The sequence below is a fragment of the Caballeronia sp. Lep1P3 genome, from assembly GCF_022879595.1.
Taxonomy (GTDB): Bacteria; Pseudomonadota; Gammaproteobacteria; order Burkholderiales; family Burkholderiaceae; genus Caballeronia.
Map to the genome: position 1 here is coordinate 1,328,942 of NZ_CP084265.1, position 25,611 is coordinate 1,354,552.

At 63.2% G+C, this 25,611-nt stretch carries 19 protein-coding genes and 2 tRNA genes; 10 read left to right on the forward strand and 11 right to left on the reverse strand.

Features of this window, described 5'->3' with window-relative positions:
• Positions 1-48: 48 nt before the first annotated feature.
• The 4 genes from LDZ27_RS06275 to LDZ27_RS06290 form a co-directional block, all read right to left on the reverse strand.
• Positions 49-1,608 carry a DHA2 family efflux MFS transporter permease subunit gene (locus LDZ27_RS06275; RefSeq protein ID WP_244815830.1) on the reverse strand — a complete coding sequence of 520 codons (1,560 nt, stop codon included), beginning with the start codon at positions 1,606-1,608 and terminating at the stop codon, positions 49-51.
• Positions 1,609-1,632: 24 nt separating this feature from the next.
• Positions 1,633-2,895, reverse strand: coding sequence for an efflux RND transporter periplasmic adaptor subunit (locus tag LDZ27_RS06280; protein WP_244815831.1), 1,263 nt, complete (start codon positions 2,893-2,895; stop codon positions 1,633-1,635).
• A gap of 54 nt (positions 2,896-2,949) precedes the next feature.
• Positions 2,950-4,485 (reverse strand): efflux transporter outer membrane subunit, encoded by a 1,536-nt coding sequence (locus tag LDZ27_RS06285; RefSeq protein WP_244815832.1) that lies wholly within the window; start codon positions 4,483-4,485, stop codon positions 2,950-2,952.
• 86 nt (positions 4,486-4,571) lie between these two features.
• Positions 4,572-5,081, reverse strand: a complete 510-nt coding sequence (locus tag LDZ27_RS06290; RefSeq protein WP_244815833.1) for a MarR family winged helix-turn-helix transcriptional regulator — start codon at positions 5,079-5,081, stop codon at positions 4,572-4,574.
• 329 nt (positions 5,082-5,410) lie between these two features.
• Here LDZ27_RS06290 and typA point away from each other — a divergent pair, with 329 nt between their 5' ends.
• From typA to LDZ27_RS06320, 6 genes are all read left to right on the forward strand, one after another.
• The gene (gene typA / locus LDZ27_RS06295) at positions 5,411-7,237 is read left to right on the forward strand and encodes a translational GTPase TypA (RefSeq protein ID WP_244815834.1); all 1,827 of its coding nucleotides are present in this window, start codon (positions 5,411-5,413) and stop codon (positions 7,235-7,237) included.
• A 354-nt stretch (positions 7,238-7,591) separates the two neighbouring features.
• A complete protein-coding gene (locus LDZ27_RS06300) occupies positions 7,592-10,453 on the forward strand; it encodes a 2-oxoglutarate dehydrogenase E1 component (protein ID WP_244815835.1) in 2,862 nt (953 codons plus the stop codon).
• A gap of 84 nt (positions 10,454-10,537) precedes the next feature.
• On the forward strand, positions 10,538-11,839 hold the full coding sequence (odhB, locus tag LDZ27_RS06305) for a 2-oxoglutarate dehydrogenase complex dihydrolipoyllysine-residue succinyltransferase (protein WP_244815836.1): 1,302 nt from the start codon (positions 10,538-10,540) through the stop codon (positions 11,837-11,839).
• Positions 11,840-11,930: 91 nt separating this feature from the next.
• Complete coding sequence (lpdA, locus tag LDZ27_RS06310) at positions 11,931-13,361, forward strand: dihydrolipoyl dehydrogenase (protein WP_244815837.1); 1,431 nt, start codon at positions 11,931-11,933, stop codon at positions 13,359-13,361.
• Positions 13,362-13,446: 85 nt separating this feature from the next.
• Positions 13,447-14,544 carry a cell division protein ZapE gene (zapE, locus tag LDZ27_RS06315; RefSeq protein ID WP_244815838.1) on the forward strand — a complete coding sequence of 366 codons (1,098 nt, stop codon included), beginning with the start codon at positions 13,447-13,449 and terminating at the stop codon, positions 14,542-14,544.
• A 144-nt stretch (positions 14,545-14,688) separates the two neighbouring features.
• On the forward strand, positions 14,689-15,105 hold the full coding sequence (locus tag LDZ27_RS06320) for a transposase (protein WP_244815839.1): 417 nt from the start codon (positions 14,689-14,691) through the stop codon (positions 15,103-15,105).
• A gap of 61 nt (positions 15,106-15,166) precedes the next feature.
• Here the strand turns inward: LDZ27_RS06320 and LDZ27_RS06325 are convergent, their stop codons facing one another.
• The 7 genes from LDZ27_RS06325 to LDZ27_RS06355 all read right to left on the reverse strand — a co-directional run bounded on the left by LDZ27_RS06325 (position 15,167) and on the right by LDZ27_RS06355 (position 20,792).
• Complete coding sequence (locus LDZ27_RS06325) at positions 15,167-15,628, reverse strand: DUF2147 domain-containing protein (protein ID WP_244815840.1); 462 nt, start codon at positions 15,626-15,628, stop codon at positions 15,167-15,169.
• A gap of 104 nt (positions 15,629-15,732) precedes the next feature.
• The gene (gene surE, locus LDZ27_RS06330) at positions 15,733-16,527 is read right to left on the reverse strand and encodes a 5'/3'-nucleotidase SurE (protein ID WP_244815841.1); all 795 of its coding nucleotides are present in this window, start codon (positions 16,525-16,527) and stop codon (positions 15,733-15,735) included.
• A 73-nt stretch (positions 16,528-16,600) separates the two neighbouring features.
• Positions 16,601-16,840 (reverse strand): hypothetical protein, encoded by a 240-nt coding sequence (locus tag LDZ27_RS06335; RefSeq protein ID WP_244815842.1) that lies wholly within the window; start codon positions 16,838-16,840, stop codon positions 16,601-16,603.
• 185 nt (positions 16,841-17,025) lie between these two features.
• Entirely contained in the window at positions 17,026-17,922 is an 897-nt protein-coding gene (locus LDZ27_RS06340) for a DUF1571 domain-containing protein (protein WP_244815843.1), read from the reverse strand.
• A 986-nt stretch (positions 17,923-18,908) separates the two neighbouring features.
• Positions 18,909-20,129: an MFS transporter gene (locus LDZ27_RS06345; RefSeq protein ID WP_244815844.1), complete on the reverse strand. Its 1,221-nt coding sequence runs from the start codon at positions 20,127-20,129 to the stop codon at positions 18,909-18,911.
• 353 nt (positions 20,130-20,482) lie between these two features.
• Positions 20,483-20,569 (reverse strand) — tRNA-Leu (locus LDZ27_RS06350).
• 136 nt (positions 20,570-20,705) lie between these two features.
• Positions 20,706-20,792: transfer RNA gene (locus LDZ27_RS06355), tRNA-Leu, on the reverse strand.
• Positions 20,793-21,046: 254 nt separating this feature from the next.
• Between LDZ27_RS06355 and rnr the strand changes: the two genes are divergently transcribed.
• The 4 genes from rnr (at position 21,047) to LDZ27_RS06375 (ending at position 25,605) form a co-directional block, all read left to right on the forward strand.
• A complete protein-coding gene (gene rnr / locus LDZ27_RS06360) occupies positions 21,047-23,503 on the forward strand; it encodes a ribonuclease R (RefSeq protein ID WP_244816053.1) in 2,457 nt (818 codons plus the stop codon).
• 111 nt (positions 23,504-23,614) lie between these two features.
• Entirely contained in the window at positions 23,615-24,358 is a 744-nt protein-coding gene (rlmB, locus tag LDZ27_RS06365; protein WP_244815845.1) for a 23S rRNA (guanosine(2251)-2'-O)-methyltransferase RlmB, read from the forward strand.
• Between the two features lies 1 nt (position 24,359).
• Complete coding sequence (locus LDZ27_RS06370; RefSeq protein ID WP_244815846.1) at positions 24,360-25,193, forward strand: N-acetylmuramoyl-L-alanine amidase; 834 nt, start codon at positions 24,360-24,362, stop codon at positions 25,191-25,193.
• A gap of 16 nt (positions 25,194-25,209) precedes the next feature.
• On the forward strand, positions 25,210-25,605 hold the full coding sequence (locus LDZ27_RS06375) for a SirB2 family protein (RefSeq protein ID WP_244815847.1): 396 nt from the start codon (positions 25,210-25,212) through the stop codon (positions 25,603-25,605).
• Positions 25,606-25,611 lie beyond the last annotated feature (6 nt).

Sequence of the window (25,611 nt, forward strand, 5' to 3'; positions counted from 1 at the left end):
AATCGCAAGATTCCAGGCTTTTTTTTACGATCACGCGCTTCTAGCCGATCAGTGCGCCGCCGATGCCGCCGCCGCCGAGTCGCCGCCCGACGTCCGCTCGGGCCGCGTGATCCAGATCAGCGCAATCAGCGCGACGAAAATCCCCGCCGAAATATAGAACATGTCGTTCACGCCCAACTGCGCGGCCTGCTGCGTCGCCATGCTGTTGAACAGGCCGTAAGCCTGCTGCTGCGACATGCCGAGCGCGCTCATCTGCTGCACGGAATTGGCGAACGTCGGATTGAACGAGTTCGCCTGCTCGACGAGTTGCGCGTGATGCACGATCGAGCGATGCTCCCACGCCGTCGAAAAAATCGACGTGCCGATACCGCCGCACATGATCCGCACGAAGTTCGACAAGCCCGACGCTGCCGGAATGCGATGCCCCGGCAATCCTGACAACGTGATGGACACGAGCGGAATGAAGAAGCCCGCCATGCCGATGCCCTGAATGAGCGTCGGCAGCGTCAGCGACCATGTGTCGACGCCCGTCGTGTAGCGTGAACGCATCCAGAAGCACAACGCGAAGACGAGGAACGCAGCCGTCGCGATGCGTCGCGGATCGGTGCGCGGCAGGAACTTGCCGGTGAGCGGCGAGAGCAGGATCGCGAACACGCCGACCGGCGCCATCACGAGACCGGCGTTCGTCGCCGTATAGCCGATATCGGTTTGCAGCCACAGCGGCAGCAGCACGAGATTGCCGAAGTAGAGCCCGTAGCCGATCGAAAGCGCGATGGTGCCGCCCGTGAAGTTGCGCAGTTCGAAGAGCGACAGATCGACGACCGGATGCTCCGCCGTCAACTCCCACACGATGAAGAACGCGAACGAAATCACCGCGATCAGCGCGAGCACGACGATGGTGGTCGAGTTGAACCAGTCGAGGTCCTTGCCCTTGTCGAGCATGACCTGCAGCGAGCCGACCCAGACGACGAGCAGCCCGAGACCGACGGTATCGATCGGCGCCTTGCGAATCACGCTGTCCCGGTCGCGGAAAATAGCGAAGGTGGCGAGCGCTGCCGCAAACCCGACCGGAATGTTCACGTAGAAGATCCACGGCCAGGAGATGTTGTCCGAGATCCAGCCGCCGAGCACCGGCCCCGCGACCGGCGCGATAAGCGTGGTCATCGACCACATCGAGAGCGCCATCGGCGCCTTTTCGCGCGGATAGCTCGCGAGCAGCAGCGTCTGCGAAAGCGGAATCATCGGGCCGGCGACCGCGCCTTGCAGCACGCGCGCGGCGAGCAGGAACGGCAGCGTCGGCGCGAGTCCGCACAGCCACGACGCGAGCACGAACAAAATAATCGAGCCGAGAAAGAGGCGCACTTGCCCGAAGCGCTGCGTGAGCCAGCCGGTGAGCGGCACCGAGATCGCGTTGGCGACCGCGAACGACGTGATGACCCACGTGCCCTGATCGGACGAGACGCCGAGATCGCCGGAGATCGACGGAATCGAAACGTTCGCGATCGACGTGTCGAGCACGTTCATGAACACGGCGAGCGAGACCGCGATGGTCCCGACGACGAGCTTGCCGCCCGAAAGCGGCGGATGGACGACGTTAGCTTGAGACATGTGTCGAGTGTGCGAGGGTGCCGCTTACATCAGCTTGGCGGCCGACGCGGACTTCGTCGCGTTGCCGCGCGAGGTCGACGACGAAGCCGAAGGCGCCGACGTGCCTTGCGTACCCGCGCCGCTGCCCGCGTTCTGCTGAATGATGCGCGCGATTTCTTCGTCGGCCTGTGCGCCGTACTTGTCGAACACGTTCGTCTGATACACCGTGTTCTGCGCGGCGCCGAGCTGGCCGCCGCTCTCGTCCTTGATGGTGACGTCGACGTTCATCGAGAGGCCGATACGCAGCGGATGCTGCTCCAGTTCCTTCGGATCGAGCTCGATGCGAACCGGCAGGCGCTGCACGACCTTGATCCAGTTGCCGGTCGCGTTCTGCGCGGGCAGCAGCGAGAAGGCAGAGCCCGTGCCTGCCGAGAAACCGATTACCTTGCCGTGGAAGACGACGCCCGAACCGTAGAGGTCGGCCGTCAGTTCGACCGGCTGGCCGATGCGCATGTGCTTCAGCTGCACTTCCTTGAAGTTCGCGTCGACCCACACGCCATTGAGCGGCACGATCGCCATCAGCGGATTGCCGGGCGCGACGCGCTGGCCGACCTGCACCGAGCGCTTCGCCACATAGCCCGTGACCGGCGCGGGCAGGGTGTTGCGCGCGTAGTTGATGTACGAATCGCGGACCTTCGCGGCGGCGGCGAGCACGTTCGGGTGATCCGCGATGGTCGTATTCGCCGTCAGCGACCGGTTCGACGCCAGTTCCTGCTGGGCGGCGTCGAGCGCGGCCTGCGCGCTGCGCACGGCATCGCGTGCATGCGAGATTTCTTCCTGCGATACCGCGCCCGTCTGCGCAACCGTCAGGCGGCGGCGAAGGTCGTCCTGCGTACGCGAAAGATCCGACTTGCGCAGCGCGACTTGTGCTTCGTACTGGTTGTTGTTGACGAAGAACGTGCGGACCTGGCGCACGGTCTGCGCGAGATTCGCCTCCGCCTGATCGAGCGCGACTTTCGAATCGGCGGGATCGAGCGCGACGAGCGGATCGCCGATCTTCACGGTCTGCGTGTCGTCGGCATTCACCGAGATCACCGTGCCGACCACTTGCGGCGTGATCTGCACGACGTTGCCGTTGACGTAGGCGTCGTCGGTCGCCTCGTGGAATCGCGCGACGAGGAAGTAGTACAGGCCGTAGGCCACGGCCGCGATGATGATGACGAGCACGATCAGCGTCATCAGCCGGCGGCGTTTGCCGTTGTTCTGCTTCGGCGCGGCGGCGGCGGCGTTTTGTTGAGGGTCGCTCATGAATGGGCTCCGAATAATCCGTATTGGTCTTGGTGCGTGTTTTTTTCAGACGGCTCAGTTGGACGGCGCGGCTTGATTGTCGGCCTGGTTCGCGGCCTGGCGCTGTCCGCTGCCGTCGATGGCGAGATTGGTGCTCGTCGCGTCGAAGCCGCCGCCGAGCGCGCGGATCAGCGCGATCTGCAAGTCGCTGCGCTTCAGGCGCAGGTTCGTCACGGTCTGCTCGTTCGCGAGACGGTTCTGGTCGGCCGTGAGCACCTGCAGTTGCGGCGACAGGCCAGCCTTGTAGCGGATCACTGCGAGCTGATACGCGCTCGTCGCGGCGGCGAGGGCGCGCTGGGCGTCGGCCATTTGCCTGTCGAGCGAGCGGATCGCGGCGATGTTCGTGGCCACGTCGTTCAGCGCGTTGACGAGCGTCTGGTTGTAGTTCGCGACATCGCCTTCGAGATCGGCGTAGCGGCCCTTCAACTGCGCGCGCAGCGCGCCGGCGTCGAAAATCGGCAGGTGGATTGCCGGGCCTGCCTGAATCTGCCGGCTGCTCGCCTGCAGGAAGCGGCCCCAGCCGAAGGCGTCGAAACCGAAGCCCGCCGCCAGATTGATGTCGGGGAAGAATTCCGCCTTCGCTTCCTTGATGTTGTGCGTCGCCGCTTCGACCTGCCAGCGCGCGGCGACGATGTCCGGGCGGCGCGAGATGAGGTCGGCGGGCACGTTATCCGGCAGCGTAACGTTGACGTTCGGATCGATCACCGGATTGGCAATCTGCAGGCCACGGTCCGGCCCCTTGCCGAGAAGCGCTGCCAATTGATAGCGCACCGACTGGATCTGCCCGTCGAGCTCGCTCAGGTTCGTCTGGCTCGTCGCCACGTTGCCTTCGGCGGTGCGGCGTTCGACGTTGGTGTCGAGACCCGCGCTCACGCGACCGCTCGTAATGCGTCCGACATTCTCGCGATTGGCGATCTCGCGCTGCGTGACATCGCGAAGCGCGTAGAGGAGAGCGAGCTGGTTATAGCTGCGCGCCACCGACGCGGCGAGCGTCACGCGCGCCTGCTGCATGTCCGCTTCGGCCGCCTTCTGCTGCGAAACGGCCATGTTGAGCCGCGCGCGGTTCTTGCCCCACAGGTCCAGATCCCATGACGCGCTCGCGAGCACGTTGTTCTCGCTGAACCAGGTGCCGCCATACGGAGGCGGGAAGAGCGCATTGCCGGAATAGAGTTCGCGCGTCCACGAATATGAGCCGTTCACATGCGGATACAGTGTCGAGCGCGAGCTTTCGATATAGGACGACGCCTTCGCGATGCGCGCCTGCGCCTGCGCGATGCTCGGGTTGTCCGCGAGCGCTTCGTCGATCAATTGCGGCAGTTGCGGATCGCCGAACTGCTTCGCCCAGTCGAGGCTCGGCCATTGACCGCCTTGCCCCGGCACGCTTTGCGTGGACTCGAGTGCGTCGGGCGTGGCGATCTGCTTGTCGCTCGAGATGCCCGCATAGTTCGCGCAGCCCGCGACCGCCAGCGCGGCGACGGCGGCCGCCACGGCGCTTCTCGCGCGGCGCAGCGAAGGCGCAGGCCTGCGTGCGGACAAGGAAAGGTGTTTCATCGCGCGTCTCTTGAGATGAATGTTGAAGATGGACGTTGCAATCATTTCGTCGGTGGCGGGAGGAGAATGCGGGCCCGATTTGCTTGTCAGCGCAACGACGCGCCGGGCTTGTCGCCCACCGCCGGACAGATGGCGGGATCGCAGGTGTTGGCCAGGATGCGCCTGAGCATGCTCTTCAGGAAGCCGACTTCCTCGGGCGTGAAACCCGCGAGGAGGGCGTCCAGCACCCGCGTGAAAATGGCGGGAACCTTCTCGGCCATCGCACGGCCGTCGGCGGTAAGCGCGAGGCGCACGACGCGCCGGTCTTCCTCGCTGCGCACGCGCGACAGCAGTCCGCGCTTCTCCAGCCGGTCGATGAGCCGCGTGACCGCGCTCGCGTCGATGCCGTATTCGCGCGCGATGTCCGCCGCCGTCAGGCACTTGCCGACGGCCAGCATGAACACGATGCTCGCCTGCGTGCTCGTGATGCCCAGTTCGGACGTCGTGTGCTGCGTCACCATGTTCCACAGGGTCGAACGCACGCGGCTCAGCAGATAGCCGACGCTTTCGCTGAGCACGTAATTGTCGATCGCCGTGGGGTTGGGAGCGTCGCTCATGGAAGTTTTAGGTGCGGGAGCAATAGTTGACTAGGCAGGATTATAGGCGCGGCCATCTGACGCTGCAACAGTGTTTTCCGAAGACGCTTAACAATCGTCCAGGGCGTCTACTTCGCCGAACCGCTTGCGCGTGGCGCCCTTCGATGCTGAAACGCACGCGTGCTATAATTTACGGTTCTCACCGCGCCGGGCCCAGAAGAGTCATCCCCAAACAGTCACGCTAAGCGAATGCGTGACGTGACGCTTACCCGAGGGTCTGCCGAGCCATCAGCCACCGAGCTTACTGCTTCGCGGCCCTCGCTCCACGGCGCACAACCAAGATACCGCTTATGACTCGCGCCCTCCGCAATATCGCCATCATTGCCCACGTCGACCACGGCAAGACCACGCTCGTCGACCAGCTGCTCCGCCAGTCGGGCACGTTCCGTGAAAACCAGCAGGTCGCCGAGCGCGTCATGGACTCGAACGACATCGAAAAGGAACGCGGCATCACGATTCTCGCGAAGAACTGCGCGGTCGAATACGAAGGCACGCACATCAATATCGTCGATACGCCGGGACACGCCGACTTCGGCGGTGAGGTCGAGCGCGTGCTGTCGATGGTCGACTCCGTGCTGCTGCTCGTCGATGCCGTCGAAGGCCCGATGCCGCAAACGCGCTTCGTCACGAAGAAGGCGCTCGCGCTCGGCCTGAAGCCGATCGTCGTTATCAACAAGGTGGATCGTCCGGGCGCGCGTATCGACTGGGTGATCAACCAGACGTTCGATCTCTTCGACAAGCTCGGCGCGACCGAAGAACAACTCGATTTCCCGATCGTCTACGCGTCGGGTCTGAACGGCTATGCCGGACTCGACCCCGAAGTGCGCGAAGGCACGATGCGTCCGCTGTTCGAAGCCATTCTCGAACACGTTCCGGTTCGCCCGGCCGATCCGGACGGTCCGCTGCAACTGCAAATCACGTCGCTCGACTACAACTCGTATGTCGGCCGTATCGGCGTGGGCCGTGTCGCGCGTGGCCGTATCCGTCCCGGCATGCAAGTGGCCGTGCGTTCCGGTCCGGATGGCGCGATCCTGAATCGCAAGATCAATCAGGTGCTGTCGTTCCACGGTCTGGAGCGCGTGCAGGTCGAAGAAGCGCAAGCAGGCGACATCGTGCTGATCAACGGCATCGAGGAAATCGGCATCGGCGTGACCATCTGCTCGCCGGACAATCCGGAAGCGCTGCCGATGATCACCGTCGACGAGCCGACGCTCACGATGAACTTCCTCGTGAACTCGTCGCCGCTCGCGGGCAAGGAAGGCAAGTTCGTGACGAGCCGCCAGATTCGTGACCGCCTCACGAAAGAGTTAAATCACAACGTCGCGCTGCGCGTGAAGGATACCGGCGACGAAACCACGTTCGAAGTATCCGGTCGCGGCGAACTGCACCTGACGATTCTCGTCGAGAACATGCGTCGCGAAGGTTACGAGCTTGCGGTGTCGCGTCCGCGCGTGGTGCTGCAGGAAATCGACGGCGTGAAGCACGAGCCGTATGAAAACCTGACGGTCGACATCGAAGACCAGCATCAGGGCGGCGTGATGGAAGAACTCGGCCGCCGCAAGGGCGAAATGCTCGACATGACGTCGGACGGCCGTGGTCGCACGCGTCTCGAGTACAAGATTTCGGCGCGCGGCCTGATCGGTTTCCAGAGCGAGTTCCTGACGCTCACGCGCGGCACGGGCCTCATGAGCCACACGTTCGATTCCTACGCGCCGGTGAAGGAAGGCTCGGTGGGCGAGCGCCGCAACGGCGTGCTGATCTCGCAGGACGACGGCGCCGCTGTCGCCTACGCGCTGTGGAAGCTGCAGGATCGCGGCCGCATGTTCGTGTCGCCGGGCGATGCGCTGTACGAAGGCATGATCATCGGCATTCACAGCCGCGATAACGACCTGGTCGTGAACCCGATCAAGGGCAAGCAGTTGACCAACGTGCGCGCCTCGGGCACCGACGAAGCCGTGCGTCTCGTTCCGCCGATCCAGCTTTCGCTGGAATACGCGGTCGAGTTCATCGACGATGACGAACTGGTCGAAGTCACGCCGCAGTCCATTCGCCTGCGCAAGCGTCATCTGAAGGAACACGAGCGCCGTCGCGCGAGCCGCGAAGCCTCTGCCGACTGAGCAGCGCAAGCCGCGTTCAAGTGAAAAGCCGCCTTCGGGCGGCTTTTTGCGTTCATGTCGCGAAAGCGTTAAAGATTCCTTGAACGAGGCCGACAAAGAAACGCAGACGACGCTCTTGCACAGAGCGTGGAACGCCCGCACATGCCCGCTGTAGAAGGGTGAACGCGAGCGCAAAGGTGCGACCGCCGGTCATATGACGAATGGTTCTGTGCTATGCTAGTCGGATTAGCTGTCGCTTTTTAGGTCCTTCCAAGCAGACTTGATTCGCGCAATCCGCTAAACGGTCAGGCCGTGGCGCGGAAGGTTTCGTAACCCGCACTTCCTCGAGAAACTCGAAGAAAGGTGAGCGTAAAAATGATGAAGCAATTCCAGTCGAACTCCTATCTGTTCGGCGGTAATGCTCCGTACGTCGAAGAGTTGTACGAAGCATATCTCGATAATCCCGCGTCAGTGCCCGAGACCTGGCGAGCCTATTTCGATGCGTTGCAGAACGTGCCCGCATCGGACGGCACGAATCACAACGACGTGGCCCACGGCCCGATCGTCGAATCGTTTGCCCAGCGCGCGAAGGCGAACGGCTTCATTCCCCGCGAAGGCGCGACCGAAGACCTCGCCACCGCGCGAAAACAAGTCTACGTTCAGTCCCTCATCGGCGCATATCGCTTCCTCGGCTCGCAATGGGCCAATCTCGATCCGCTCAAGCGCCGCGAGCGTCCGCATATCCCCGAACTCGAACCTGCGTTCTACGACTTCACCGAAGCCGACATGGACCAGACGTTCAGCGCCACGAACCTGTATTTCGGTTTCGAGCGCGCGACGTTGCGCGAGATCGTCAAGGCATTGCGTGACACGTATTGCGGCACGATCGGTGCCGAATACATGTACATCAGCGATCCCGAGCAGAAGCGCTGGTGGAAGGAACGCCTCGAGTCGATCCGCTCGACGCCGAATTTCTCGAACGACAAGAAGAAGCACATCCTGAACCGCCTGACGGCCGCCGAAGGCCTCGAGCGCTTCCTGCACACCAAGTACGTCGGCCAGAAGCGCTTCTCGCTGGAAGGCGGCGAGAGCTTCATCGCGTCGATGGACGAAGTCGTGCGTCACGCGGGCAAGAACGGCGTGCAGGAAATCGTGATCGGCATGGCGCACCGCGGGCGTCTCAACGTGCTCGTGAACACGCTCGGCAAGATGCCGGCCGACCTCTTCGCCGAATTCGAAGGCAAGCACGTCGATGACCTGCCGGCCGGCGACGTGAAGTACCACAAGGGCTTCTCGTCGGATGTGTCGACCGAAGGCGGCCCTGTTCACCTGTCGCTCGCGTTCAATCCGTCGCACCTGGAAATCGTGAATCCGGTGGTCGAAGGCTCGGCCAAGGCGCGCATGGATCGTCGCGGCGACGACGAAGGCCTGCAAGTGCTGCCGGTGCAGATTCACGGCGACGCGGCTTTCGCGGGCCAGGGTGTCGTGATGGAAACGCTGAACCTCGCGCAGACGCGCGGCTACGGCACGCACGGCACGCTGCATATCGTCATCAACAACCAGATCGGCTTTACGACGTCGGACCCGCGCGATTCGCGCTCGACGCTGTACTGCTCGGACGTCGTCAAGATGATCGAGGCGCCGGTGCTGCACGTGAACGGCGACGATCCCGAAGCCGTCGTGCTCGCCACGCAGCTCGCCATCGACTTCCGCATGAAGTTCCATAAGGACGTGGTCGTCGATATCGTCTGCTTCCGCAAGCTCGGCCACAACGAGCAGGACACGCCGGCGGTCACGCAGCCGCTGATGTACAAGACCATCGCGAAGCATCCGGGCACGCGCGCGCTGTACGCGGAAAAGCTCGTGCAGCAGGGCGTGATCAGCGCCGAAGACGCCGACAACTTCGTCAAGGCGTACCGTCAGGCGATGGACGAAGGTCATCACACGATCGATCCGGTGCTCTCGAACTACAAGAGCAAGTACGCGGTCGACTGGGTGCCGTTCCTTAACCGCAAGTGGACGGACGCGGCGGACACAGCCGTGCCGCTCGCCGAATTGAAGCGCCTCGCTGAGCGCATCACGACGATCCCGGAGAACTTCAAGGTTCACCCGCTCGTCGAGCGCGTCATCAACGACCGCCGCGCGATGGGCCGTGGCGAAGCGAAGCTCGATTGGGGCATGGGCGAGCATCTCGCGTTCGCGTCGCTGGTTGCGTCGGGTTACGCCGTGCGTCTCACGGGCCAGGACTCGGGCCGCGGCACGTTCACGCACCGCCACGCCGTTCTGCACGATCAGAACCGCGAGCGCTGGAACGACGGCACGTACATCCCGCTGCAGAACATCGCGGACGGCCAGGCGAAGTTCACGGTCATCGACTCCGTGTTGTCGGAAGAAGCGGTGCTCGGCTTCGAGTACGGCTATTCGACCGCCGAACCGAACACGTTCGTCGCGTGGGAAGCGCAGTTCGGCGACTTCGTGAACGGCGCGCAAGTGGTGATCGACCAGTTCATCTCGTCGGGCGAAGTGAAGTGGGGCCGCGTCTCGGGCCTCACGATGATGCTGCCGCACGGCTACGAAGGCCAGGGTCCGGAGCACTCGTCGGCACGCATCGAGCGTTTCCTGCAACTGTGCGCGGATCACAACATGCAAGTGGTCCAGCCGACGACGCCCGCGCAGATTTTCCATCTGCTGCGCCGCCAGATGATCCGCCTGTTCCGAAAGCCGCTCATCATCGCCACGCCGAAGTCGCTCCTGCGTCACAAGGAAGCCGTGTCGGACCTGTCGGAACTGGCGAAGGGCTCGTTCCAGCCGGTCATCGGCGAAGTGGACGAAAGCATCGACGCGAAGAAGGTCAAGCGCGTGGTCTGCTGCTCGGGCCGCGTGTATTACGACCTCGTCGCGCATCGCCGCGAAGCGAAGGCGAACGACGTCGCCATCGTGCGTATCGAACAGTTGTATCCGTTCGCGCACAAGCAGTTCGACGCGGAACTCAAGAAGTACGAGAACGCAACCGAAGTCGTGTGGGTGCAAGACGAGCCGCAGAACCAGGGCGCCTGGTTCTACATCGAGCATCATCTGCGTGAAGGCATGAAGGAAGGGATGAAGCTGGCGTACAGCGGCCGTCCCGCTTCGGCATCGCCCGCGGTCGGCTATTACGCGAAGCACTACGAGCAGCAGAAGGCGCTCGTGGAAGGCGCGTTCGGCCGCCTGAAGGGTGCGCAAACCATCGCGAAGTAATCGTTGCCTGATCGGGACCGGCGCGCGCGGCGCGCCCGGCTCCCGACGCTCGAACACACAGACACGCATTAGGACAATACAGAAATGGCTATCATAGAAGTCAAGGTTCCCCAGCTTTCCGAGTCGGTTTCGGAAGCGACCATGCTGCAATGGAAGAAGAAGCCGGGCGAGGCTGTCGCCCAGGACGAAATCCTGATCGAAATCGAAACGGACAAGGTCGTGCTCGAAGTGCCCGCACCGTCCGCTGGCGTGCTCGCGCAAGTCATCAAGCATGACGGCGATATCGTCACCGCCGACGAAATCATCGCGAAGATCGACACCGAAGCAACGGCAGGCGCAGCGCCCGCCGCCGTCGCCGCTGCCGGCGACGCGGAAGTGAAGCCCGCGCCGCAAGCCGAACCGGCGGTTGCATCGTCGTCGGCTGCCGCGCAAGCGAGCGCGACGGCCACGGGCGGCGCGACGTCGCCGGCTGCGACTAAGATTCTGGCCGAGAAGGGCGTGTCGGCGGATCAGGTGTCCGGCACGGGCCGCGACGGCCGCATCACCAAGGGAGATGCGCTCGCCGCTTCAGCATCGGCTCCGGCGCCTGCTGCAAAGCCCGCCCCGGCGGCCGCGCCCGCGAAGGCCGCGAAGCCGTCGCTGCCGCAAGTCGGCGCACCCGCATCGGCCGACCAGTGGCTCAAGGATCGCCCGGAACAGCGCGTGCCGATGTCGCGCCTGCGCGCGCGTATCGCCGAGCGTCTGCTCGAGTCGCAGCAAACCAACGCCATCCTGACGACGTTCAACGAAGTCAACATGGCGCCGGTCATGGACCTGCGCAACAAGTACAAGGACCGCTTCGAGAAGGAACACGGCGTGAAGCTCGGCTTCATGTCGTTCTTCGTGAAGGCTGCCGTTCATGCGCTCAAGAAGTTCCCGCTCGTGAACGCGTCGATCGACGGTAACGACATTGTCTATCACGGTTACTTCGACATCGGTATCGCGGTCGGTTCGCCGCGCGGTCTGGTCGTGCCGATCCTGCGTAATGCAGATCAGATGAGCCTCGCCGACATCGAGAAGAAGATTGCCGAATTCGGCGCGAAGGCGCGCGACGGCAAGCTGTCCATCGAAGAAATGACGGGCGGGACGTTCTCTATCTCGAACGGCGGCGTGTTCGGCTCGATGCTCTCGACGCCGATCATCAACCCGCCGCAGTCCGCGATTCTCGGCGTGCACGCGACGAAGGAACGCGCGGTCGTCGAAAACGGCCAGATCGTGATTCGCCCGATGAACTACCTCGCGCTGTCGTATGACCACCGCATCATCGACGGCCGCGAAGCCGTGCTGTCGCTCGTCGCGATGAAGGACGCGCTGGAAGATCCGGCTCGTCTGCTGCTCGATCTGTAAGACACACAAGTGCCTTTGGTGCGCGCGATAGGCTCGCGCGCACCATCACCAAGGCGTCTCCGCAAGAGCGGAGGCACGATCAAGGAAAGTCATGTCCAAAGAATTTGATGTCGTCGTGATCGGCGCGGGCCCTGGCGGCTATATCGCGGCGATTCGCGCAGCGCAGCTCGGCAAGACGGTTGCGTGTATCGAGAAGTGGAAGAACCCGGCCGGCGCGCTGAAGCTCGGCGGCACGTGCCTGAACGTGGGCTGCATTCCGTCGAAGGCCCTGCTGGCGTCGTCGGAAGAATTCGAGAACGCGTCGAAGCATCTGGAAGATCACGGCATCAGCGTGTCGGATGTGAAGCTCGATGTGTCGAAGATGCTCGCGCGCAAGGATGGCATCGTCGAGAAGATGACGAAGGGCATCGAATTTCTGTTCCGCAAGAACAAGATCACGTGGCTCAAGGGTCACGGCAAGTTCGCCGGCAAGACGGGCGCCGGCGTGCAGATCGAAGTGTCGGGCGAAGGCGAAGCGGAAGTCGTCACCGCGAAGAATGTGATCATCGCGACGGGTTCGAAGGCGCGTCATCTGCCGAACATTCCGGTCGACAACAAGCTGATCGCCGACAACGAAGGCGCGCTCTCGTTCGATTCCGTGCCGAAGAAGCTCGCCGTCATCGGCGCGGGCGTGATCGGTCTGGAACTCGGCTCGGTGTGGCGGCGTCTGGGCGCGGAAGTCACCGTGCTGGAAGCGCTGCCGCAATTCCTCGGCGCGGCGGATGAATCGCTCGCGAAGGAAGCAGCGAAGCAGTTCAAGAAGCAAGGTCTGGACATTCACCTCGGCGTGAAGATCGGCGAAGTGAAGACCACGGCTAACGGCGTATCGATCGCGTACACGGACAATGCGGGCAACGCGCAGACGCTGGACGCGGATCGCCTGATCGTGTCGATTGGCCGCGTGCCGAACACCGATAACCTCGGTCTGGAAAGCATCGGCCTGAAGGCGAACGAGCGCGGTTTCATCGACGTGGACGATCACTGCGCGACGAGCGTGCCGGGCGTGTACGCCATCGGCGACGTGGTGCGCGGCCCGATGCTCGCGCACAAGGCGGAAGACGAAGGCGTGGCGGTGGCGGAAATCATCGATGGCCAGAAGCCCCATATCGACTACAACTGCGTGCCGTGGGTCATCTACACGGAACCGGAAATCGCGTGGGTCGGCAAGACGGAACAGCAGCTCAAGGCCGAAGGGCGCGAGATCAAGACCGGCCAGTTCCCGATGATGGCGAATGGCCGCGCGCTCGGTATCGGCCGTGCCGAAGGCTTCGTCAAGATGATCGCGGACGCGAAGACCGACGAGATCCTCGGCGTGCACGTCATCGCAGCGGACGCGTCGGATCTGATCGCGGAAGCGGTCGTGGCGATGGAGTTCAAGGCGGCGTCGGAAGACATCGGCCGCATTTGCCATCCGCATCCGTCGCTCTCCGAAGTGATGCGCGAAGCGGCGCTCGCGGTCGACAAGCGTGCTTTGAATATGTAAGACGGCTCGGCTTCGGGCATTAAGGCATCGCACACGAAGGCGAGCGGGTCAAACCGCTCGCCTTCGTCACTTCGAACGGCAGAAGATGAACGTCACCGAATACTACGAAAACGAACTGCGCACGCGGGGCTATCAATCGGACGAGGCGCAACTCGCGGCCGTCGCGCGCCTGCAGCGCTGCTACGAAGAATGGGTCGCGTACAAGGCGCGCCGCTCGAACGCGTTCAAGAAGCTGCTCGTGCATCCGGACCTGCCGCGCGGCGTCTACATGTGGGGCGGCGTCGGGCGCGGGAAGAGCTTTCTGATGGACAGCTTCTACGCGGTCGTGCCGGTGCAGCGCAAGACGCGCCTGCACTTTCACGAGTTCATGCGCGAAGTGCATCGCGAACTGGAAGAGCTGAAAGGCCAGGCCGATCCGCTCGACGAACTCGCCCGACGCATCACCAAACGCTATCGATTGATCTGCTTCGACGAATTCCACGTCTCCGATATTGCCGACGCGATGATTCTTTATCGCCTGCTCGACCGTCTTTTCGACAACGGCGTGCAGTTCGTGATGACCTCCAATTACGAGCCGGACACGCTTTATCCCGAGGGCCTGCATCGCGACCGCCTGCTGCCGGCCATCGAGCTCATTAAGAAGAATCTCGACGTGCTGAACGTCGACGCGGGCACCGATTACCGCAAGCGCACGCTGTCGCAAGTGAAGGCGTATCACACGCCGCTCGGCGCGGCGGCGGACAAGGCGCTGCGCAAGGACTATGCGAAGCTCGCCGCAGTGCCCGACGAAAGCCCGATCCTGCATATCGAAAAGCGCGAGATCAAGGCGCTGCGCAAGGCGGATGGCGTCGTGTGGTTCGACTTCGCGACGCTGTGCGGCGGCCCGCGCTCGCAGAACGACTATCTGGAGATCGCGAACCGCTTTCACGCGGTCATCCTGTCGGACGTGCCGCAGATGTCGCCTCGTATGGCGTCGGAGGCGCGCCGCTTCACTTGGCTCATCGACGTCTTTTACGACCACAAGGTCAAGCTCCTGATGTCGGCGGCGGTGCCTGCCGAGGATCTGTACGTCGAAGGGCCGATGGCCAACGAATTCGCGCGAACGGTGTCGCGCATCGTCGAGATGCAGTCGCAGGAATATCTGGAGACGCCGCGTCGCCAGGCGAGCGTCTCCCTCACCTGAATACGAGAATCAAAAAGAAGCGATTAGCCAAACGGCATAAGGCTTTCGCGGTGTTTTCAAGATTCGGACCTCTCCGATTTGCCGGCTCGCCGGCGCTCGGTATCGTTCTCGCCAGTTTTCAGTCAGAACATTGGAGAGAATGCCGTGAAGCCTTACCGCGATATGTCCGACGAAGAGTGGCAGATGGTCGCGCCGTTGCTGCCCGAACTGCGCCCGCGCTCCGAATTGCGTGGCCGTCCCCTGGCGAATACCCGCGCCGTGCTGAACGGCGTGCTGTGGGTCATGTACAGCGGTGCTTCGTGGTCCACGTTGCCGCGCAAGTATCCGTCGTATCAGACGTGCCATCGCCGCTTCAAGGCGTGGCATGAATCCGGCGTACTTCTGCGCGTGATGACGCAGTTGTTCGGGACGGCGGGCGAATCGCTGTATGCGCTCATGACCTCGCGCATGCGCGTGCCGGCCGAGTTGCCGATCGCAGCGGCGCAAGCCATTGCGGATGTCCAGGAAATCGCGGCTGCGCGCGTGGAGCATGCAGCGGCATCGGTTCGTCGCGCGGCGTAATTCAACGCGCGTTGCGGCTCAAAAGCCGGCGGGAGACTCAGGTCGCCCGCCGGCTTTTTGTTTACTGCTGGCGCAGCCACGTTTGCGACCGCCCCAGCAGCGACACGCCGATATAGCCGCGCACCACGAGCTTTCGCCCGCCGTCTTCGAGCGTCATCCTGCATTTGTAGAGCTTGCCGTTGTCGGGATCGAGAATCTGCCCGCCGTCCCACGCGTCGCCGTCGGGCTTCGTGCCGGTGATGATCGTCATGCCCTTGATGAGCTGATCCTTGCGCTCGTCGGTGCAGGCGGTGCAGCGGCGCTCCGGATGGTCGAACTCGCCGATGCCGCGCACGACCTTGCCCGAAAGCTGCCCGTTGCCCTCATCGGCGATCTGGATGATGGCGCGGGGCTTGCCCGTCGCGTCGTCGATGGTTTGCCAGGTGCCTGCGGGCGTCGCCGCCTGCGCAAACGCGCTCGCGGCGGCCATTGCGCAGAACGCGCCCAGCGCCCCGCGCGCCAAGCGGCGGATGGAATGATTCATGTCGCCTCCACTTTTATGATTGCTTTTCGATAGCGCGGACTCAACGATGCCGCGCGCCGACGCAGCATACGAGAAAGCGCCGACCGCGTTTGCGAGGAAACGCTCTAGCGCGCGGCGTCGGCGCGCAGTCCCGCCTGAAGCGTCGCGAAGGTCTCGGCGGCGGTGCGATCGAAATGCAGCGGCGTGACCGAGATGCGCTTCGATGCGACCACGGCCGTTTCGCTATCGGGCGCGTTCTCGCGCGGTCCGCGCTGGAAGCGCAACCAAAAATAATCGATGCCGCGCGGATCGGTTTCCTCGAGCACGTCGATGCCTTCCACGAGCCCGACGCCTTGCCGCGTGACCGTGAGCGGACCGGCGGAGGAGGCGTCGCAGTCGGGGAAGTTGACGTTCAGACAGGTGGGCGCGTCGTGCGACACGGCGAGCAACTGACGGATCACGCCCGGCGCGAGCGCGCGCGCGGTATCCCAGCGCACGGAGTCGCGGTCCGAGAACGTCTGACTGAGCGCGATGGAAGGCAGGCCGAGCAGCAGGCCCGTCATCGCCGCGCCGACGGTGCCGGAAAACATCGTTTCGACGCCGAGATTCGCGCCGCGGTTGATGCCGGACAACACGAGCGTCGGCGGCGCGTCTTTCATGAGATGACGCGCGGCCATCACGACGCAGTCGCCGGGCGTGCCTTGCACGCCGAAGCGCCGCTCGCCCTGACGCGAGATGCGCAACGGCGAATGCAGGCTGATCGAGTGCGATGTCCCGCTCTGGTCATGCTCCGGCGCGACGACCCACACTTCATGCGCGATTTGCGCGGCGACGGCTTCGAGGACGGCCAGGCCCGGCGCGTCGATGCCGTCGTCGTTGGTGAGCAGCACACGTTGAACGATGGGTTCGATAGCGGGCATCGCGAATCACTCCTCGGTCGGTGATGAAAGTATCGACCGATTATTACAGACTTCGCGATGGCGGGCGGCGCGCTTACTTGACGCCGAGGCCACGCAGAACGGCGTTGCCGTCATCGGTCAGCCGCACTTTCGGGCCGCTCGCATCGGGCGAGACGATTTCGACGTAACCGTATTCCTGCAGCGAGGCGACATCGGGCGTGGCCGCGATTGCGTCGATCGGCGCGTGCATCAAGAGAAGCAGCGTGGCGATTTCGTGATGGCTCAGAAGCCGTTTGAGAGCTCGCACGGGAGCCGAGGCCGGACGGAGGTTCATGAACCGAACTCCTTTTTGCATGACGATGTGGGCCGCTTTCGCGCATTGCCGCGCAGCCGCGTTGATGTCGATGATGACGAAGCCGCCCAAGCGTAGCGGCGCAATCTTAGGCGGAGCTTAAATCCCGCGCCGCGAGCGTGAAGCGCGCGTTACACCGCATGTCGCGGATTCGGCGGTCGCTTCATTCAAAACCGGTAGCCGGGATTGCCGGGATCGAACGTCAGATTGTCGAAGGACTTCGGCTCGATGCGCTCGAAAACCACGCTTTCGAAGCGCACGCCGTCGTTGTCGAACGATTCGACCGTCCGGAAAAGCGGCTGTTCGAGATCGAGACCGAGCACTTCGCGCTTTGCATAAAACGTCGGCTGACCGGCCGGCGCCATATACGTGAGAGCGAGCACGCGCACGCCGTCGACGGTTGTCACTTCTATGTTCGACGGCCGCGTGATGCCGGCATCCGCGAACTTGCGCCCTTCGTCGATGAAGCGCTGCGTGATCGCGCCGATGCTCAGTTCGCGGATCGAGTGATTCGACTGCGCGCGGGCGAGCGGGCCGTCGACCGACGCCCACATCGGCAGGAAGCCGAGAAGCCCGCCGAGATGCCCGTAGAGTTCGCCGGGGCGCCGGGTGTCGTCGTAGATGACTTCCTGGCCCGCGTGCGCGCCATCGGGCAGCCACCGCGCATAGATGCGCAGCGGCTCGCGCGTTGTGCGCACGAGCATGTGGTCGGGGCGCCCGGGCCATTTTCCGCCGATGCGCTCGCGTCGCAGGATCGTGAATTCGCACGACGCGTATCGCCGCAGCCCTTGCTCCAGATAGCGTGGCAGCGTGCGCGGGTCGAGCGCGCGGAAGACGGCGACGAGCGCGTCGTCGGGCAGGCTGGCGAGCGTGCCGCTGGCGGCGGCGTACGAGAGCCAGCGCACTTGTTGAGCGACGTTTTCGTTGAGCGTGGTTGTTGTGGATGGAGTCGGGTCGATGCTTTGCGCATGTGCGGCGCATGGGGCGACGAGCGTCGCTATGAGCATGGCAAACGCGCGGGCTGTCTTGCCGTGGCGGAAGTGCTTCGGTGGCGCGCGCGACATCGATGAGTTCTCCGCGGGGAAGCGAGTGCGGCGCCGGCCGGGAAGGGCGTCGACGAGGCGGGGATGACAGGCGGCGCTAAGGGTTAAACGCGTTAGGCGCGACGGTTCTTCCACGTGTGAACCATTCAGTGGCTCGGTTAAGTGTGCGACGGTTGCGATGCCGCCAAGAGTCACTCCCGCCTCAGATGGTTGTTACGCGATGGCGAGACGGCGTGCGCTGACGTGGCTAAGACACGACGTTAATGCGGCGGCCATGGAGCAGCGTCACTGCGGCATGGAATGCGTTGCGAGAATGCCGCGCAAATAGGAGAAGTCGTAGTGACACTTTCCACTGTCTGCGATAAATTTTGCCAGAACGAGGGGCTTTATTGCTACCCGCCAAAGCGGGCAGCAAAAGGATGCTGTTGGGAGCAGCAAATCGACAAAGACCGGCTTTTGTGATCACCTACCAACCTCGGAGAGGTGGCGACAGGAGCATACAGAGTTTTGGAGCGCATAGATAAATTAGTCAGGCTAAACATCGTTAAGCGAACGCGCCAGGAAACAATGCCTGGAGGCACGGTTATCGTTGCGGACCTGAGGTTTTCAAAGATTGTCCAGAGTGGGAACGGGCAAAAGCTGGCTGTGCCGCTTGATCGATCAATGCACCGCAGCTTGCGCGCGGCTAAAACCGAAAATAGCCGTTCCCTGTATCGCGACCGCAGAGGGCGGTTCACACAAGCCGCGAAGAATATCGCATGGTTTATTATGGCAAACGGGGTTCCGAGCGATCTGGTTTCGCTCGAGTTCGGGACAAGTGAGCGGACCGTTTCGCGATGGTATCGCGACCGCAGGGACGCGATACTTGAGGAACACAGAGCGCTTGAAACTGAAGTCGTATATCGCCTCAGTAGTTCTCGACGCAAATGCCGCTGATTTGGCGCGCGGGGGCGAGCCGCTTCGACGTTCGGCTCTCCGTGCGAGAGCCGAGTGTCAAAAGCGCGCCGTTACCCCGTTGCCCCCACTTCCTGCGCCGACCGCGTCATATCGATCCCACGTCGTTCGCGGCTAAAGAAAATCAATGCAGCTATGACCACCGCGACAGTCCCCGCGACAATCGCCATCGCCATGCCGTAGTTGTTTCCGTGCGATGTCGCGATTGACGCCTGCATCGTCGCATTGATGGCCGCCAGAAGATTGCCGAGCTGATAGACGAGTCCCGGAAACGTCGCGCGGATTTCGTCGGGCGAGATTTCATTCAAGTGCACGGGAATCACGCCCCAGGCGCCTTGTACCGAAATCTGCATTAGAAAAGCGCCGATCGCGAGTGCGACCGGACCCGCAGAAAATGCCCAGAGATACAGAACCGGCAACGCAATCAACGCCGCAATGAAAATCGCGAGGCGCCGCCCGATCCGCTCGGAAATGGAGCCAAAGAACAGGCCGCCGACGATCGCGCCGATGTTGAGCACGATCGTAATGATGGAAACGGTATGCGGATCGAAGTGGTGTTGTTCGCGCAGGAACGTCGGATAAAGATCCTGTGTGCCGTGCGAGAAGAAGTTGAACGCGGTCATCAAAATGATTGCGTAGAGCGAAAGCGTCCAGTTTCGCTTGAGCGTTGCAATGAGACTGGGCCGCGCGCGTTTCTCCATTGCACGCCAGGCAGGCGATTCGGGCACATGCGCGCGCACGTAAAGCACGAGCAGCGCCGGCGCGACGCCGACAAAGAACATTCCGCGCCAACCGACGAATTGATAAAACACGCCGAACACGATCGATGCGAGCAAATATCCGCTGGGATAACCCGCCTGCAAAAGCCCGGAGACGAAGCCACGCGCCTTCGGCGGCACGGTTTCCATCGTAAGCGCTGAACCGACTCCCCATTCGCCGCCCATCGCGATGCCGAAAAGCGTGCGAAGAATCAGCAGCGTCGTGAGATTCGGCGACAGGCCCGACAGCAATTCGAGCAGCGAATAACACGCGATATTGATCATCAGCGTCGGACGGCGCCCGAACTTGTCCGCGAGCCGGCCAAATATAAGTGCACCAACGGGACGTGCGGCGAGCGTGAGCGTAATGGCAAATGCGACTTCCGGAATGTTGGTATTAAACTCGGTGGCAATATCCTTCAGTACAAAGACCATCAGGAAAAAGTCGAACGCATCCAGCGTCCAGCCGAGATATGCAGCAATCGTTACGTTTCTTTGTTCTCGCGTCCAACTCATCGCCTCGGTCTCCGATTCGGTTATTGATCAGTTAGCGTTGCTGGGGTTGCGATCCGGTCCGCGCGACGCGCGAAACCGCATCGACGCGCGCGGCCAAGTAGCTAGGGATTGCGGTCGCGCGGGCAGGGACGAGTGTACGCCGCCAGTTAATAACGTGCTGGCGGGCAGATGAACGGCAAGGGATTAGCAGTGCATTTACTTCATTTCGCTTTAATTCGGCCAAAAGGCGAATAACAAACGAAAGGAAAATGAAGAGCGATTGAAAATGTTGACCGCAGAAAACAAAAAGCCCCACGGATTGCGTGGGGCTGATTGCGGCGCTCAGTGCACGATGCACGGCGCGAGAGGGACCTTGGTGCCCAGGAGAGGACTCGAACCTCCACGGTGTTGCCACCGCTAGGACCTGAACCTAGTGCGTCTACCAATTCCGCCACCTGGGCCAAGGGTACAGCAAGCCCGCTATTCTAGCGGGAAGCCAGAACGTGTCAACCGAAGAGTCTCGCGTCCGGCCGAAGACCAGAACGAGGTCTCCGCATAAAAAGAAAACGCCACCCGAAGGTGGCGTTTTCTAACATCTGGTGCCCAAGAGAGGACTCGAACCTCCACGGTGTTGCCACCGCTAGGACCTGAACCTAGTGCGTCTACCAATTCCGCCACCTGGGCAAGGGTGCGTTACTACTTGTCTCGCCGCTTCATTCAGCAGCAAAGAACGCCATTATAGCGCCCCGAAAGCGGCTGTCAAGCGTTTCGGATACAGATTCGGCGGGACCGCCGTTTGCACGCTCGGCATGCTGCAAGCCCGTCCAGCCGGGCGGAGCGCATGTGGTGCGGTGTTAGAATGATTTCAACGATTGCCGCTCGACTGGCGGCAAAACACGGCGAAAGTCCAGTTCAACGAGAAGAACACTATCAAGCCCTTGAGCAAATATCCGTATCCGATTCCCAGCCGCGAAGAGATTCTCGGCGTGCTGCGCACGAGCGAAACTCCGCATTCCGCGAACGACATCGCCGAGGCGCTGTCGATCAAGCGCCAGGAGCGCGAAGGATTCTTCAAGCGACTGGCGGCCATGGAACGCGACGGGCAAATCCGCCTCGACAAGCGCGGCCATTATCAGCTCACGCATCCGTCGAATTTCGTGGCGGGACGCGTGCAAGGTCATCGCGACGGCTTCGGCTTTCTCATCCGCGACGACGGACAGGACGACCTCTTCCTCCCCAACGGCGAAATGCAGAAGGTCATGCACAACGATCGCGTGCTCGCGCGCATCGTCGGCTATGACCGGCGCGGGCGGCCGGAAGGCCATATCGTCGAAGTGACGGATCGCGCGAACAAGCGCATCATCGGGCGGCTCGTCAACGAGAACGGCGCGCTCATTCTCGTGCCGGAAGACAAGCGCATCGGTCACGACATTCTCATCACGCAGAATCCGAAGAAGGCGAAAGTCGGCCAGGTCGTGTCCGTCGATGTGACGGATTTCCCGAGCCGCCATTCGCAACCGCTCGGGCGCGTGGCCGAAGTGATCGGCGATATCGACGATCCCGGCATGGAGATCGAGATCGCCGTGCGCAAGTACGGCGTCCCGCATGAGTTCAGCGATGCCGCGCTGGCCGCAGCCGCGAAGCTGCCGGACGAAGTGCGGCCGGTGGACATTCGCCATCGCGTCGATCTGCGCGACGTGCCGCTCGTGACGATCGACGGCGAAGACGCCCGCGATTTCGACGACGCCGTCTATTGCGAGCCGGTGACGGTCGGCCGGGGACAAGGGTTCCGGCTGCTGGTCGCCATCGCCGACGTGTCGCACTACGTGCGCCCGAACGATCCGCTCGACGTCGATGCGCTCGACCGCAGCACGTCCGTGTACTTCCCGCGCCGCGTCATTCCGATGCTGCCGGAGAAGCTCTCCAACGGCCTCTGTTCGCTGAATCCGGAAGTCGACCGCTGCGTGCTGGTGTGCGACTTGGTCATCACCGCGCGCGGCGAGATCAAGGCGTATCAGTTTTACCCGGCCGTGATGCATTCGGCGGCGCGTCTCACGTACACCGAAGTCGCCGCGGTGCTGACCAACACGAAAGGCCCCGAAGCCGCGAAGCGCGCCGATCTGCTGCCGCAATTGCAGAATCTGCATGGCGTATTCAAGTCGCTGCACGCGGCGCGTCAGAAGCGCGGCGCGATCGACTTCGATACGACCGAGACGTATATCGTCGTGAATTCGCAGGGCAAGATCGAGCAGATCGTGCCGCGTCATCGCAACGACGCGCATCGGCTGATCGAGGAATGCATGCTCGCGGCGAACGTCTGCGCGGCGGATTTTCTGAAGCGCAACAAGCATCCCGGCTTGTACCGCGTGCACGCGGGGCCGACGGAGGAAAAGCTCGAGAATCTGCGGCAGTTTCTGCGCGGCGTCGGCCTCACGCTCACGGGCGGTGACAAGCCGCACGCAAGCGACTACGCCGCGCTCATCGCGCAAATCCGCGACCGGCCCGATGCCCAGATGCTTCAGTCGATGGTCCTGCGCTCGATGCAGCAAGCCGTCTACAGCCCGGACAACATCGGCCATTTCGGGCTGGCATATGAGGCATATGCCCACTTCACGAGCCCGATTCGCCGTTATCCCGACCTGCTCACGCATCGCGCCATCTACGCGATTCTGCAGGGCAAGAAGTATCTGCCGGACATCGGTCACGACGTTTCGCTGAGCACGGGCCTGACCAAAGCCGCGCGCGAGACGCAGAAGGCCGACGACACCGCGCGTGGCCGTTCGCGCAATAGCGTCGCGATCTGGGAAGAACTCGGTCTGCACTGTTCGTCGAACGAGCGCCGCGCCGACGAAGCCTCGCGCGACGTCGAAGCCTGGCTCAAGTGCTACTTCATGCGCGACAAGCTCGGCGAGGAATATGGCGGCATGGTGAACGGCGTGACGTCGTTCGGCATCTTCGTGCAGCTCGATTCGCTCTTCATCGAAGGCCTCGTGCACGTCACCGAACTCGGCTCCGACTATTTCCAGTACGACGAGATCAAGAACGAGCTGCGCGGCGAGCGCACCGGCATCCGCTACCGGATGACGGACCGCGTGCGCGTGCAGGTGGGCCGCGTCGATCTCGATGCGCGCAAGATCGACTTCCGCCTCGTGCGGGATACGCCGGTCAAGCCGTCGCCGCGTCCGCCGGCGGGCGGCGGCGAGCACGCGGCGGCGCTCGGCAACGGCGCGGCCGGTCCGCGCGTCCGCTCGCTGAGCGACGACGACACGCCCGGCATGCGTCAGCGCGGCGGCTCGAAGAAGGGCGCGCCGAACGCGGCGGCGCGCGGCGGCGCGGCGAAGAAGCGCGGCGCGGCGTCGAAGTCCGCGGCGCGGCCCGCGCGCAAGAAGCGATAGAAGCGCTCGGCGAAGGCGCCCGATAGCGTCAACGAATACGCGCGGTCCGATGCGTTGTGCGTCGGGCCGCGTCGTGCTTTTCATGGTTTTCAGCGAAGGTTCGAATCAGTCATGTCACGTCTCAAGGTTCTCTACGGTTTTCACGCGGTGACGGCGCGCCTGCGCGCGGATGCATCGTCGATCGAGGAGGTGCTGTACGACCCCTCGCGCAAGGATCGGCGCATGCAGGACTTCCTGCGTACCGCGAAGGAGGCGGGCGTGCGCCTGATCGCCGCCGACGAATCGCGCCTGTGGGGTCTTGCGGGCAACATCCAGCATCAGGGTGTGGTCGCGCGCGCGAACGACTTGCCGCTCGCGCAAAACCTGGCGGAACTGCTCGACGGCATCTCCGGCACGCCGCTGTTGCTCGTGCTCGACGGCGTCACCGATCCGCACAATCTCGGCGCGTGCCTGCGCGTGGCGGACGCGGCGGGCGCGCATGCCGTCATCGCGCCGCGCGACCGGTCGGCGGGTCTCAACGCAACCGCCGCGAAAGTGGCGAGCGGCGCGGCGGAAAGCGTGCCGTACATCACGGTGACGAATCTCGCGCGCGCCCTGCGGGAATTGAAGGACGCGGGCGTGTGGGTGATCGGCACGGCGGGCGAAGCAAGCGCGAGCCTCTACGAGACGAAGCTGGACGGCCCCGTGGCGATCGTCGTCGGCGCGGAAGGGGAGGGCATGCGACGCCTCACGCGCGAAACCTGCGACGAGATCATGAACATTCCGATGGCCGGCGCGGTGGAGAGCCTGAACGTGTCCGTGGCGAGCGGGGTGTGCCTGTTCGAGGCGGTGCGGCAGCGGGGGCTGAAGAAGTAACGTGCGCGCGTCGTTCCGTCTCTGCGCGCTGGCGTTCGCCTGCGCCTTCATCACTGCCTGCACCACCACCATGCTCAACCGCGGCACCTACCAGGCCGACACGCAATACCAGGCCAGAAACGCCGATTCGCGCGTGCGCTTCCTCGTCATGCATTACACGGAGATCGACGAAGCGCGCTCGCTCGCGGTCCTCACCGGCGACGAAGTCAGCGCGCATTACGTCGTGCCCGATGCGCCCCGCATCCAGAACGGCGAGCCGGTCGTCTATCAGCTCGTGCCGGAAGACAAGCGCGCCTGGCACGCCGGCCAGAGCTTCTGGCAAGGCGCGACCGAACTGAACGCGTCGTCGATCGGCATCGAGAACGTGAATCTCGGCCCCATCGATACCCCTTCGGGCCGCATGTGGCAGCCATATCCGCCCGCGCAGATCGATGCGCTCATCAAGCTCTCCCGCGATATCGTCGAGCGCTATCGCATTCCGCCGACGCGCGTGGTCGGCCATAGCGATATCGCGCCGCAGCGCAAGATCGATCCCGGTCCGCTCTTTCCGTGGCACGCGCTCTACGAGGCGGGCATCGGCGCCTGGCCCGACGATGCGGACGTCGCGCGGCATCTCGCCGGCCGCGATGCCAAAGCGCCCGCCGACGTGCGCGCGCTGCAGGAAAAGCTCAAACGCTACGGCTACGACGTCGCGACCGACGGCGTGCTCGACGAGAAAACGCGCCGCGTCTTCAGCGCCTTTCAGATGCACTTTAGGCCGTTCGACTACGCGGGCAACGCGGACGCCGAAAGCGACGCGATCGCCGCCGCGCTGCTCGACAAATACTTCCCTTAAAAGCACGAATCCTCGAATGGGCGATTACTTCCTGCCGTTGCGCGCGGTGCACATGACCTGCGCGGGATTGAGCATCGCGGGCTTCGTGCTGCGCTGGATCTGGATGCTGGCGGATTCGCGCCTGCTCGCCGCGCGCGCAACGAAAATTGTCCCGCATATCGTGGATACGTTGCTGCTCGCAAGCGCCATCGCACTCGTCGCGATCATCGGCTTTCAGCCGAATGCGGCGTGGCTTTGCGCGAAGATCGCGGGCCTCGTCGTCTATATCGTGCTCGGCACGCTTGCGCTCAAGCGCGGTCGCACGAAGCGCTCGCGCGCCGTCTTCGGCGTGCTGGCGATTGTCGTCTTCGCGTTCATCGCGTCGGTGGCGCGCACGCACGATCCGCTCGGCTTTCTGCACGCGATGTCCTGAGAAACG